The 14,252-nt window shown below is 32.3% G+C and carries 7 protein-coding genes and 1 tRNA gene; 4 read left to right on the forward strand and 4 right to left on the reverse strand.

Annotation, left to right across the window (positions count from 1 at the left end):
• Positions 1-54: 54 nt before the first annotated feature.
• A complete protein-coding gene (locus tag AACL09_RS02945) occupies positions 55-792 on the reverse strand; it encodes a F0F1 ATP synthase subunit A (protein WP_339048838.1) in 738 nt (245 codons plus the stop codon).
• Between the two features lie 145 nt (positions 793-937).
• On the opposite strand from AACL09_RS02945, the gene AACL09_RS02950 reads away from it, so the two are divergent.
• The 4 genes from AACL09_RS02950 to AACL09_RS02965 all read left to right on the forward strand — a co-directional run bounded on the left by AACL09_RS02950 (position 938) and on the right by AACL09_RS02965 (position 3,590).
• Positions 938-2,188, forward strand: coding sequence for an MFS transporter (locus AACL09_RS02950; RefSeq protein WP_339048840.1), 1,251 nt, complete (start codon positions 938-940; stop codon positions 2,186-2,188).
• Positions 2,189-2,285: 97 nt separating this feature from the next.
• Positions 2,286-2,358: transfer RNA gene (locus AACL09_RS02955), tRNA-His, on the forward strand.
• A gap of 34 nt (positions 2,359-2,392) precedes the next feature.
• Positions 2,393-2,710, forward strand: coding sequence for a multidrug efflux SMR transporter (locus tag AACL09_RS02960; RefSeq protein WP_339048842.1), 318 nt, complete (start codon positions 2,393-2,395; stop codon positions 2,708-2,710).
• Positions 2,711-2,756: 46 nt separating this feature from the next.
• Positions 2,757-3,590: a cell division protein FtsQ/DivIB gene (locus AACL09_RS02965; protein WP_339048844.1), complete on the forward strand. Its 834-nt coding sequence runs from the start codon at positions 2,757-2,759 to the stop codon at positions 3,588-3,590.
• A gap of 866 nt (positions 3,591-4,456) precedes the next feature.
• Here AACL09_RS02965 and AACL09_RS02970 read toward each other — a convergent pair.
• From AACL09_RS02970 to AACL09_RS02980, 3 genes are all read right to left on the reverse strand, one after another.
• Complete coding sequence (locus tag AACL09_RS02970; protein ID WP_339048963.1) at positions 4,457-4,996, reverse strand: IS630 family transposase; 540 nt, start codon at positions 4,994-4,996, stop codon at positions 4,457-4,459.
• Positions 4,997-5,020: 24 nt separating this feature from the next.
• Positions 5,021-5,332: an IS630 transposase-related protein gene (locus AACL09_RS02975; protein ID WP_339048434.1), complete on the reverse strand. Its 312-nt coding sequence runs from the start codon at positions 5,330-5,332 to the stop codon at positions 5,021-5,023.
• A gap of 130 nt (positions 5,333-5,462) precedes the next feature.
• Complete coding sequence (locus tag AACL09_RS02980) at positions 5,463-13,631, reverse strand: hypothetical protein (RefSeq protein WP_339048846.1); 8,169 nt, start codon at positions 13,629-13,631, stop codon at positions 5,463-5,465.
• Positions 13,632-14,252 lie beyond the last annotated feature (621 nt).

Below are 14,252 nucleotides of genomic sequence, written 5' to 3' on the forward strand. Positions count from 1 at the left end.
AAAATACCTTAAATTAACTTAATAAAATTATAAAAGCATTGTGTTTAAAGTCAATTAGTGTTTATTCACTGCATCTGATAAATAGACACTTACAAGTGCTACAAAGATGTATGCCTGTAAAATAGCTATAAATGTTTCAAAACAAATCAACATCATAATAAAGATAAGTGGTAAAGGTATAAGCAAAATATTCATTTGTGTAGTCAGGTTAGCTATTACTTTCATTACTATATGACCTGCTACCATATTTGCTGCTAAACGAATTGCCAGACTTACGGGACGAGTAAAGTAAGCAGATAACTCAATAAGAATCATCATTGGAGCTAACCACAAGGGAGTACCCTTTGGTAGGAATATGCGTAAAAAACCTAATCCTTGCTGCTTAAATCCAGTGATTGTTACATTAAAAAAAACTATCATTGCAAGAGCGAAAGTAACTATAATATGACTTGTTACGGTAAAGCTCATAGGCAAAGGTAACATACCAGCTATATTACATGTTGCAATAAAAACAAATATAGTAAAAACTAGTGGTATATGTCTTAATCCTTCTCTTCCACTGCTACCTTCAAGAAGTGAAGCAATAAATTCATAGACAAATTCCACTGCTGTTTGCCAATAGCCAGGTACTATAGCAGCTTTTCTTATACCAAATAAGAAAAAAGAAGCTGCGAGAATAACTGAAATCAGCATATATAGAGATGAGTTTGTAAAATCTATATTATATCCAAATACATTAGGTAATTTCACTACACTGAGTATTTTAAACTGATCTAAAGGACTAGCTGACAATTTAAATTGCTAAAAAATAAAGTTATTATATGCTGATGTTTTGTTTTATACTAGTCAAAGTTTAATACTCAACAACATCCTATTACAGTCATACTAATTTTTGACTTATGAAACTGTTAGAGAATTTATATATTAAAGTTAGATTATGGAAAAGTTACAAGTTAAAAAAGTAATATTTCTCAGTATAATTTGCAATACTCTGCTGTGGTATGATTATATGCTTTTTGGTAGTTTGATTAGCATCATTAGCCACACTTTTTTTCCTAATAATGATTACTATGTTAGCCTGCTTGCAGCTCTTGGCGTATTTGCTGCTGGATTCTTAATGAGGCCTTTAGGCGCAATAATGTTTGGTTATATTGGGGATAAATATGGAAGAAGGATTGCTTTGCTTTTTTCGATAATACTAATGTCAATATCCTCCATAACAATTGCTATAATACCAAGTTATCAAAGGGTAGGAATACTAGCTCCAATACTGGTGACAGTATTACGCTTACTTCAAGGGATATCCCTTGGAGGTGAAGCAGGTAATGCAACATTCTTAATAGAGCATGCATCTGATAAAAAGCGTGGATTTTTTGGTAGCATTGAAGTATTAAGTGCAATAATTGGATCAGCTATGAGTTTAATAGCTATACTTATATGTCAAAAAATATCTAATTTCGATTCTTGGGGTTGGAGATTACCTTTTGCTTTTGGCTTGTTTATAGGTTTAGTTAGCATCTACCTTAGATATATACTGAGTGAAAGTCCTGCATATGAGATCAATAAAAAGCATGATAAATTATCCAAATCTCCCTTTATAGAACTTATTAAATGCTATAAAAAACCCGTTCTTATAGCTGTAGGAATCGATATCGTCGAAAATGCATCGCTCTATATGTTTTTAATATTTTTTAAAATCTTTATAGAAGAAGCTGCTAAATTAAATAACAATTTCTTCTATACAATTGAAATTATAAGTCAGGTTTTTTTAGCAATATTAACACTATTGTTTGCAATGCTATCTGACGTAGTAGGTAGGAAAAAAGTAATGATTCCAGCGTTTATAACATTTACCATTATCAGTTTGCCAACACTGTTTATGCTAAGCAGTAGTAATAATTTGATTGTTACAGTGGCATATTTTATTTTTATGATACCAATAGCAGCATCTTTAGGACCAGTAAGCGCTACTATGTGTGAGTTATTTCCAACAAAGGTGAGATATAGTGGTATGAGTCTATCACGCAATATAGCAGCTGGATTCTTCGGAGGATTAGGTCCATTTATATGCACATGGCTTATGAAACAAATAAAAATCGGTCCTAGTTTCTACATGATTTTCTGTGCCTTGATAGGACTTATAGCTATACTGCAAATTAAAGATAAGGATCTTAAAGTAGATTTTTAACCTCTTTATTAATATCACAAAATCTTTGAGTGGTTGTAAAAAGAAGTCGTTGACCGGATTTATTGAATGTGTTATTAAGTTATTAACTTAAGAGATGGCGGGTGTAGCTCAGTTGGTAGAGCGTTAGTTTGTGGTACTAAATGTCGCCAGTTCAATCCTGGTCACTCGCCCACATAGTAAAGAGACAAGTAAAAATAAGACTGTATGAATTGGTTATACTTATTAATTGCTGGAATTATCGAAATAATTTGGACTTTAGGGATAAGATATAGTGATGGATTCACACGTCTTTGGCCTACAGTTGCAGTAATGCTTACTACTCCTGTCAGTTTATATCTTCTTGCACTTGCTATGCGTTCTATTCCTTTAGGAACGTGTTATGCAGTTTGGACCGGTATTGGTTCTGTAGGCACAGCAATACTTGGGGTTGTATTGTTCAATGAGCCTAGTAATTTAGCACATATTTTATGTATTTCTCTAATAATAATAGGAATCATAGGCTTAAAGTTGTTCACGCATTAGGCAATGTTGTAAGTTTTATTTTAGAGGTATATGTTTAGAGTAGTTTATGAACAAAGAAGCTGTAAGGACGGATGCTTATACACAAAAGAGCAAATTACGTGTTTTACACAAATATACTGCTGTAATTATTATCCTATTTTCACTTTCATTATTTTTTTCTAATTATCTAGACAGGATAATTACCTATGTAAACTCTTCAACTGCTAAATGTAATAATAAATTATCTGATATATTGGTTAATTGGGGTTTGAGTATCGATATTATATCTTTACAAGGAAATCACTTTGTCAGTAAAAAAGAGGTTTCAGAATTCATAGATAAGAGTAAACCTATCTTATTTATATCTTTATCAAAGATCAAACGTAACATTGAATTGTTTAGTAGGTGGATAAAAGATGTTGATGTTCAAAGAATATTACCAAACACTATAGTGATTAGTATAGAAGAACATAAACCATTTGCTATTTGGCATCATGGCAATCAATTTTCGGTTATTGATTCTACAGGTTATGTAATTATCAATGATTATTATGTTGATGGGCTAGTTCTTATTTTTGGTAATAATGCTTTATCAGAATTAGATTTTGTAAAAGCAGTGATAAACAGTAACACTGAGCTTAGTCGACAAATAAGTTCTTTTAATTATATGCAAGGTTGGAATATTGTTTTTAACAATGGACTTGAAGTAAGATTACCGCAAGACAGCCCAAACGATGCATGGAATTGTTTAAAAAAATTACATGATGAGTTAAACATAATGAAAAGCAACTGGAAAGCAATTGATTTACGTACTCAAAACAAGGTTTTTATAAAAAAACAAAAAACATATCATCAACTACAATCTGTCAATTGTGATTACAGTACTTTCCTAAATAAATAGTCACTTGGGTATATAAGGAAAGAAATTATGTGAATTTGAGAAAAGAGAAAAAGAGATTGCTTGGAATGCTATACAAATAACTAAAATGCCCTGGGAAATTTGATCTGGTAGATAAAAAAATGTATCAAAAAAGGCAAAAGTTTACTAAAGCAAAAAAGAAGAAGATGCATTTTTAAAGCAAATTAAAAAATATTTGTAAAAGATCAGTTGCGTTATTAACTAAAGCTAAACCCCGAAGCTGTTTCTACTAAGAGCCAGGGGTATTGTATTATAGCATTTCCCACAATAATTTGAACGATTCATAAGAAAGCAGGAAAAGACTTGAACAGGGCCCTGTTTTTGATAACAAACCAATGAAAAGTCAGGATGCTTAGCAAATTCATTGATTTTTTTAGATTTATGGAAATGTCAAGAATTATAGTTTCTGCAAAATTGGTGTTAAAAATTGTTTAAACCAAGTGTTCTTTCGAAGATCATACCATTATTCAGTTGACTCTTTTTCCCAGATTTTAAAGCATAAAATCGTTCTGGCAATAGACTTCTTTCGAAACTAGGTGTTTAGTCCTATCAAGTAATGGTGTAAGTTATTCCTTAGTAGAAAAGGAGATATTGTGGGACAGGTATTACACAAACGCGCCAAGACAACGTACGCTGTGTGAACAGAATTACAGCGATCGTCGCTTACAATCACGCAGTTAAGTAAACAATATAACCTGAATCCTAAAACGGTCTTAAAATGGAAACTTCTATAGAACTATGGGCCCTAATTATCTGAGAGAGAGGAAGCAATAATTAGCTGTACCAGACACCACTTAATCTGACAGTGACGAATTAACTGACAGAAGAATTTAAATATATAGTATATTCTAAACTAAATGATAAGCTTCAGTAATGGCTTTACCAAAAAAAAGTAATAAGTTTTCTTGTTGATACATTCTAGGTCTTAGCCAACTTTTTATTGTATGCCAACAGTGCTCAATGGGATTCAAATCTGGAGAATATGTAGGAAGATAGAGCAGATGGCAATATGCGCTTTCTATTAATTCCTTTGTTTTGGCAGTTTTATGGAAAGTAGCATTGTCCATAATTATTGTGGTGCCACGCTGCAATTGTGGCAGTAATATTTGCCCTAACCACATATTAAACACTTCCTTATCACATCCACCTGTAAAAGTCATTGGTGCGATAAATCTTTTCTCAATCCAACCTCCTATCATACTAATTCTTTGGCGTTTTTTACCTAAAATATCCGCATAAATTTTCTCTCCTCGCAAAGCTCTTCCATATTCCCGATATAACCTATTGTCAACTCCAGCTTCATCTACATACACAATGCTCGAATGGTCTATTTTGGCGATCTTTTTAATAAATTTTTGTCTATCCTCATAACTTCGCTCTCGATAAATTGTGACTTTTTTTTAATGTGATTTTTAGCTGTTATACCAAATTGCACTTATTCCGAAACCAAGGTTCTGTTTCATCTCTGCTAGCGTATGATCTGGGTGCTTTTTTACATACTCTGCAAGCATTTGTGGGTCTATTTTTCGTATGAAACCACTGGGTTTCGTTGGTTTCAGACTTTCACCAGCAGCTTTCTTTTTTAGCCACCTATATAATGTCGCTATCCCCACCTCAAAAAGCTCCGCAATCTCAGCTTTTGATTTTCCTTTTTTAACCAAAGATACTGCTTTTTCCGTAAATCCACGCTGTACGCCATTTCCTTCATTCCCCAAAATGCTCATTATACCTTTATCATTTGTTTTTGAAAGTACTATAGTAGCATAAAGCTTATCATCTTAAAAGAACCATAGCTTAACCCAGTCAAATTGTATGTAGCAATACTTTATAGGTTAAGCCATTGATCAGTTTATATTATATTTCCATAACTTGAGTTGAGCTCATGGTAATGGAAATATCATTGAGTCCAGTTGCGGGTCTTAATGTATTTTTTTGTTTCTTTAATAACTCAGTTTTGCGTACCCACATTTGCGCTTTCTCAAATTGCTCATCTGGGTTTGATACAGTGACATTGAATGGTAAAGTTTTATCGATTTCATATGATTCATACTTGCCTGTTATTAATTTCGGTAGAAGTTCACTAAAGCGTTCCTTACACTTGTGTAAAACATCATCCAAGCCAACATTACCTCTATACTTTTTACCTCTTATTAAACTTGCAATTATTTCTGGTTTTGCCTTTTTAATTTCATTTTTTATCTCACGTTTAAATTCTTTAAAAGCATGACTGACTCCAGGTTCAATAGCTACATCATCGGTGCTTGGGACAACTTCTACTCCTTTGTTCTTTAATTCTTGATAACGCTTAATTGGATGTTTATCCATTGCATCAGCAGTACAATGCAACAGTAAAGTATTTTCATGGCTTAGAAAATCACTAAAACCAACAGTTAAACCTTGTTGCCTATTGGATCCTATTCCTTCGTGCTGACAAGTTTTATCTTTTATGCTATAGCCAGTATCATAGCCAAACTGTATATTTCCCTCCATACTTGGCAGATTAACTCTATCTTCAGTAGAGACACTACTAACAACACTTTTAACTCTATCTACAACACCATACACTGATCCTACAATGAATCTCTTCACCAATGCAGCACCTGAGTTTAGCCATGACCCCTGCCTTGCTCCACTGCTGCTTGCTGATATTGGCACCCCCTCTCTTTCTACTTCTAAACTTTCTTCTTTACTTACTGCATCTTCTATTCCAACAGAACGACGGAGGCGCTCTTGAGAATTGTGATTTCTATGGTGCTTATGACGTTTGTGTCTTATACGGTGTGTAACAGGTGCTTTTTTACTACCCACTCTATTCTTCTCTTGCTGAAATTCTTCAACTATATCTTTTGCATTGGAAATTAGTGCATCACTAAAAGCAAAAATCATCTCTTTTGCCTCTGAGCTATAAGACCAATTTTCTACTTTTACAATAGTGTTACCCCCAGATGATACAATTAGGCTATCACCAATAACCCGCATATCACAGTCTAATGTAGACTTATCTTTTAGATCTACCAAACCAATCTGATGTTTATTCTCAGGTTGATTGTGATAAATTTGTAAGCCTTGTTCGTTGTTTGGTTTGTAATATTTGAAAGCACTTGGATTATCAGCTTTACTTTTGAATTCCTCTGGTTTTATAGTTTGATCATTTAACTTTATTGATAAACCTAAATTATTATGAGTACTAGAGTAATAATCTGATATCAGCAATGTACCTCTATCCGAGAGTAACATTAAGTCATTTTCTGACTTTAAAAAGAGTACTTTGTTTGAATCAAAAGTGAAGCAATCGTAAGAATTTATATCGTTAATACTGAGAATATTATTTATTTTTAAACCTTGATGACAGAAAGCCATTGCATTTTCAATCTTATCTTTTTCATCTTGCAGTGATATTTTTACATCATTGAATTTAATAGACAATGTTTGCATTTTAGGTTCTTGATAAAAGTTGCTTAATATCACAGTACAGAGGTTGCTTTCCCCTAAGCTATGGTCATTCATTACAACTAGATCATTCCTTAAACGCATAAAGGTATAATTTCCTGCTTGCTTTTGTATTATAATTTCACTTTCTTTCTCAATGTCATTTGTTGTTATAGCAATAGTTTTTACCTTTTTATCAAAAGTCAAGGGTGATGGTTTTAGCATCCAAGTTATCCTATGGTCAACCTTATCATTACTGTCCCGGTAATCTCGATAATCAATAGAATTAAATTTCATGGGTACATTATTCACAAAAATATGCAGCTTTTGATAAAAAAATAGACCATCTTTCACTCTTATTACCAAACCATCTTGTAAAATACCCCTTAGAATACTTTCACCAGAAATATGTTGAAAAATAGATTCTAAATTTTCATCCAAGTTGCCTTTTTCTAGAGCTTCTCTTAAGGTATTCTTTAAATCATTTCTACCCCCTTGATTACCTAATCTTTGTAGGGAATAACGCTTTAAAATATCTCTCATAGTATGTTGCTCTAGAGAACCATTTTTAAAAATAAACTTTAAAATATCTTTTAAATTATTTCCTTTTAAAATTTTCTCCAAAGTATTTTGTTCGACCTTTATACGTAACTTAATCAATAAGTCATGCCCATCTTGCAAAACTTCTGGCAAATCAACTTGAGTTTCTAAGACATTCTTAAGTATCTTTACTACATTACGTAAATCTATAGTGGAATAAGTACTATCACCATCAACATTATATATGCCTATTTCAGAAAAAGAACTATCCCAAAATTTTTGCTCATCTAAAGTAATTACATATATATCTTCACCACCATTACCTATTAAATAACTCTTTAGAAGAGGGTTGTTATATAACACTTCATGTTTACCATGCCCAACAATAACTGTTTCATTATTAGATTGGACAGTAATAGTCATATTTAATCTATTAGCTATAGCTGGATAGTCTCTTACAATCTCTTCAATGGGCTTATCAGTATTTTGCAGTGCATATAGATTGCCATGTTTACCTACCTTCATTTGGGTGCTATCATTGAATATATAATTAGAATTAGCTGGAATATCTGAGATAGTAAGATTGAATACCTTATTAGATGATGGTAGTAGAGAACTAAATGTAATGTTTTTAACTGTGTAAACATCTCTATAAATATCTCCACTACCAGCAATGTTAAGATTAATGTCTTCAATGTTTTGAATATTAATATTTTTTAAGTCAGCAATAGTGGAATTAAAAATAAAATCGTTATGTGTTTTGTGATGATAATTAGCAAGTAAATTAACTTGTGCACTCCCTTCCATATCAGGAAAAATCGTATAGGTAAAATTCTTCGAATAAGCAGAATTATTAATTGTAGTGTATGGCCTTACTACAAGCTGCATATTATCGTCAGGCTCAAATACATCAATAACATCAGGATTATCTTTATTTTCTCCACCTCCACCATCAACATATCGTGTATTATAGTTACATTTTATAATATCCTTTTTACCTTTTCTAGCTTTTATTATATTCATATTCTTTATTTCTAAAGTATTACTTGGTGATATTTCTATTTTTCCATATCCTCTCAGACCTTCTACTAAGTCAATAACTAGCTGATGTGCATTTTGTGAAAAATTTACTAAATCTATAGTATTGTTTCCACCACTGCCATCTAATTTTCCTGAGATATTATCTCCTTGTAATATAAATATATCATCTTTATCCCCACCTCCAAAATCTTTGTCACCATTTTCAACTAAAAGAATGTGAGGACTATCCTTAAAACCAACTGCTACATCTCTACCTTGACCTAAAGCAATTAGAGTATGATTTCCTGTTCTTCCAACTGAATAAGATAGACCAATAGCATTAAAACAATGATATGTATTCTCATTACCACCAAGTTGCAATGGAGCAGACGGTAAGCAAAACAATTCTCCTCCTTCTGGTTTATCTGGTCTCGTTCTGCTAAGCCTTATGTTAGTTTTCTTCTTATCCAAATATACTGTATTATCTTGATCCAATTCAATTTTTTTATCGCACTTAGTATTATCTTGACAATGATATAGCCCATAATTTTCCCTAGGAGGACAAGGTATATCATAACAACTTCCTGAATATCCTAAATTAGTTACTTCCCGACGACTGCTATAATAACATGTATGAGAAATTATACGACAATTAGTATCAACAAGTTTTCCAGTAGGAAAAACATACTTTTCAATATCTGTATGATCTTTTAAAAACTTAATTGCATTTTTAACTAATTCATTATTAGCTTGCTTTTCTTTCATTAATTTTTCTAGGGATTCTTCCATTTTCATATGTAAAAATGCACGTAGACCTTCAGTAAACTTTTCTCCTCCAGTTAAGTGAATAATTTTATCTTCTGCCTCAACTGTTTTAACTGCCATATAAATATCAGTACCAATAAATATTACAGCTCCAATTGCTGCTCCAATAGGGCCAGTAACTGATGATACACCTTCTAATAATCCAGCAATTTCAGCAACTTCTATACCAATCTCTGCAACATCAACTCCAATATAAATACTATCCCCTATAACACCAACTAGTGCATCTTGATTACCAGCTTTAAGTGCTTTGACTTGATTTACTAGGTCATAAATAACAAATGCTGAAGGAACACGTGCAAGAAAAGGTGATGCCATTCTTAAGCCTTGACCCAGTAATACCTTTCCTTCCGAAACTAACCCTAATCCTCTAGCAGATGCAGCTTCTGCCATTTTGCTTAAAAGTGGATTACCAGCTATAAAACCCAAATTAATCGCTACACCTTCTTTATTACCACTCAGTAGATCACCCATAAGATTTTTATACATCATACCTTGCATAGCCCAGCCAGATACTCTACCAACTCTTCCAAGATGATTCATAACTTTTGGATTACTATTAACAGTATTAATAAAATCTTGAAATCTACCTTTCTTATCTAGGAATACTGTGTTAGTAAGACCTGCGCCTTCTGCTACTCTTTTTATCTTTTCTACTGCTCCTGGTCTTTTAAAAATATTTTTTGTTTCTTCCTTATTTTCTATTTGTTCTTTTAACTCACCTATAATGTCTTTTATTTCTGGATCTAGTGAATCTAAATTTATACCTTTAACTTTTTCTATGAATCTTTGTTCAACATCTAAGTCAATACTCAAATCTTCAGATGCTCGTTGAGAAAATTCAAGAAGCTCACCATAAAATTCAATATTATTTGTCCTGCTTATTGCATCATTAATATTAAACACTTCTTTAATACGTTTATTTTTCTCTTCTTCTGTTATTTCCTCCTCTTCTTGTGAGTCTATACACTTAAGGCCTGCCTCACGTTTCTTTTTGCTTATAGTACACCCTCTTGTTTGTGCTAATGCCTCTTTTAAATCTTGATCATATAACCCTATTCTTTTTTGAAGTCCAGCCTTGGTAACAAAATCCTTCATCCACTTAAATACTTTTTCATTCTCAGTAATAATTGCAACCCTTAAGCAATGCTCTATGTCTATTACGGAAATGCTTTGTCCTAATGCATCATATAAATCAACTGCCTTTTCTACACTAAGATGTGGTACGACTCTCTCAAGAAGTGACATTTGTTCTTCAGGAGAAAAGCGCTGCTGCATTATTATCTCAAAAAACATTGATTTTCTTTTATATCCAAATACTTCATAAGATGATTCTAATGCTCCTTGCAGCACACCATGTTCATGTGCCCTATCTATTAACAAATTTGTCACTTCAAAATTACCATTTTCAATTGCAGTACAAAATGGAAAATACGCTTCACCCAATTGGGCAAGATCAAACTCGTTATATTTCAGCATATCACCCTGTTCTATGCCTAACTCTTGTGCTCTATCTAAAATGCTTTTTACTAATTCGACATTACATTCTAGTGACTTTAGAAATATTACGTAGTGACCACGTTCTAACATTTCACGTTGTATATTTTCTTCAAACTCTTTGATTGTGTTCCATAAGTATTCCATCGCACTAGGATCAAGAGCTTGAATTAATGATGCATTATCTCTTAGTAGTTTAAGTTGCGCCTCACTTCCAAATTCTCCTCCCAATTCTCCTGCTTTATCCCATATAAACTTAAAATTTTTAGGATCTTTGCGTATCATAGTAACAGCATATTTTTCTAATATTTCAAGTTGCATCCCCCTACGGTCTGCTGCAAGTCTTTCTGCTTTACCCAGCATAGACTTCGAATACTCATCTTGGTGTGGTAAACTAGCTAATTTTTCTGACACTGCAAGCTGCATCTCCATACTTTCTACTCTAAATTCTTCTGCTTTATCCAGTATAAACTTCAAACTCTCATAATCTTTGCATAATAAAAGATTACCATTAGCAAAGTTTCTTAACATTTCAAGCTTGATCCTCTCACGTTCTGCTCCAAATTCTTCTGCTTTATCCCATATAAACTTTAAATCTTTTAGATCTCCATTAGCGAAAGCCATTCTAAGTGCCCTATAACCTGAGCTTTGTAACATTTCACGCTGTACATCTTTCTCAAATTCTTCTGCCTTATTCCATAAAAATTTCACTGCCTCTATACCAACACCACCAGCAATATGGAACATAGAGTAATCCTTAGCCTTTAACATACTAAGCTGTAATGTTTTTCCTTCTTTCAACTGCCCAACTTCACCCCATAAAAATTTCATCATTTTTATATAATTTTTTTTATAATAATTTCTGTTATTTACATAGTGATTAAAAATTTCGAAAGCACCATATCCATCAGCTTCTAACATAGAAGGTAATAGTCTATATTCTTTGCTTGAATCTACTAATATTTTAACAACTTCAACATGACATCCTTGCACAGCAGACCTAAACGCTTCATAATCATTATTAGACAGTAAATGATGCCGTAGTGGTGCAAGTCCTTCATTCCTTCCTTTTGCTTCTTCCAAAAACGTTGCCACAATTTCATGATAACCACGATTAACAGCATCCATAAATGAGGGAAAAAACGTCCTTATTATCATTGGCCGAATATGTTCAAACGCTCTTGCTCTCTCAAACAAGGTGTCTACTGCTTCTTTATTGTTATGTTCAATAGCAGATAATAATATGTCAGTGTCTTGCAACACAGTAATTTGCACTTCTTTTCCTATTTCGTTTCCTAACCTGTAGGTTACATCAAACAAGTAATTAATTACTTCTTTACTAGAGAGACGAGCTGCAGCTTTAAATATTACATGATTATTATTCTCCAATACTCCTCTTAATCTATTTGCTTCTACTTTATTTAAAAATAATTTCACAATATTAACATCCTTTTTTTTAAGAGCATTTTCAAATATGCTTAAAGACTTATGGTCTCCTGGACACTGTAAAACTTCTAGATAATTTAAACCTTGCTCCACCTCTAATGATTTTAGTTCACTTAAAAGCATCCCTATAGCTACATGATGACTATGCTTAATAGCAGGAACAATTCCAGCAATACGACTTGTCGATTCAAATAAAGATGGCATCAAGCCCAATCTTTTTATCTCACCAAATAGAGAGTTAAAAAATTCATCACTCTTATCAGTATTATACTTAAATACTAGCTCCATAGATCCGTAGGCTAAATTTTCTTTAGAGACTCTTCCTTGAGATCTTAAATTCTGGTTATTAATAAGCTCATTGAAATAAGTTTTAGCTTCATCCCACTCATTTACTGCACAAGCAACAAAAAACTTAGCTCTTAAAAACAGAGTATCAAATGAAATACCTAAAGCTTCCTTAAAAAAATAAGGTAATTGCTGTTTGTGTTGACACTCATAATACAATTTAAATATATTTGATAAGTCATATTTATTATAATTTAACATTGATTCATAATTTTCTATTATTGCTACACGTCCAGCTTCATTAAAATTTAATTTCTGTAGTAATGGTAAAAGAGGCAATGGGAATTTCTTATCAACACCATAACTATATGTCGCCATTGTCTTCATAACTTCTGAATAATGATTCTGAACTAGATGAACAAAACCATCGATTTCTTGCTTAGTAAACTCGCTAATAAAACTTTGAGGTAACCTATGACCATTCACTAATTGATCTATAAATTCTTTTCTTGTAAAAATACCTTCCATTCTTTGAGATATTGTATTATATGGTATTTCCATTAAATCCATAGGCCTTACCGTACCAAGCATACGTTTAAGGCCATCCATTTTCTCATATGGCGTTGTAAAAAAATCATCTATTGCAACATCAGTACCTTTTAATCTTTCAGTTATTTCTTCATGAATAGCTAGAACCATAACTTCTCTTAGAATAGCCAGGATAGACATCAGATTTAAACTTCTTTTTTGCCTATTACTTATTTCCTCACCTGTTGATAAGCCATCTTTTAATTCTATTCCTTGCCCTTCTGCAATAGGAGAACTCTGCTTAACAGAAGGTATAGCTTCTCCGTTAGAAGAGCTGCTGCTTGTTTGAGATTGCATAGCACCATCAAAGACACTTTCCACCATATCAGTTGTTTCAGCCTTTGAAGTTGAACTACGACCTGCATTAGAAGTATTGTAAAAATCAATTATCATAAAATCCCCCATGATTACATCAATTGAGTTGTCTTTACACAATTTATGATTGAATTGCAATATTATATTTTATAAATTTCTCATAATTTTACTTATAGTAAGAACAACTTCTGGTTTATTTTAGATGTTAATTTTTATCATTAATCAAAAGAGTAAAATATATTATAGATCTATTTAAAATCTCAACTACTGGATTAGTTAGAATATTCTTTGATTTATTATTTTATTTATTCAACCACTATGGATTAGAAATCCAAAGAATGAGAAAAAGCATAGAATGCTAATTTACCAATTCTCGTTTAGAGTGATTTTATCATCTGATCAGTTACATTTCCCTTACAAAATAGCCAGCTGCCCATAAATCCATTCTTCAATTCCGGAAAATTTTGTTTTCTTCCCTTAATCATTTGCACTTTATACTCAAATATAGAAACATATATATGGACATGATTTGATGTAATTTTTCCTCTGATTTCTACATACCTCTTGTACTACATCTTTGGTTCTCTACCAACACTGATATTTCATACCATATGATATATATACCAAATGGCTGCTTTTCCTCTAATATCTCCTCAAACTTACCATCAGCTATTATATACTTGAAAGCAATCCCAAATT

This window comes from Candidatus Mesenet endosymbiont of Phosphuga atrata, from assembly GCF_964020175.1.
Taxonomy (GTDB): domain Bacteria; phylum Pseudomonadota; class Alphaproteobacteria; order Rickettsiales; family Anaplasmataceae; genus Mesenet.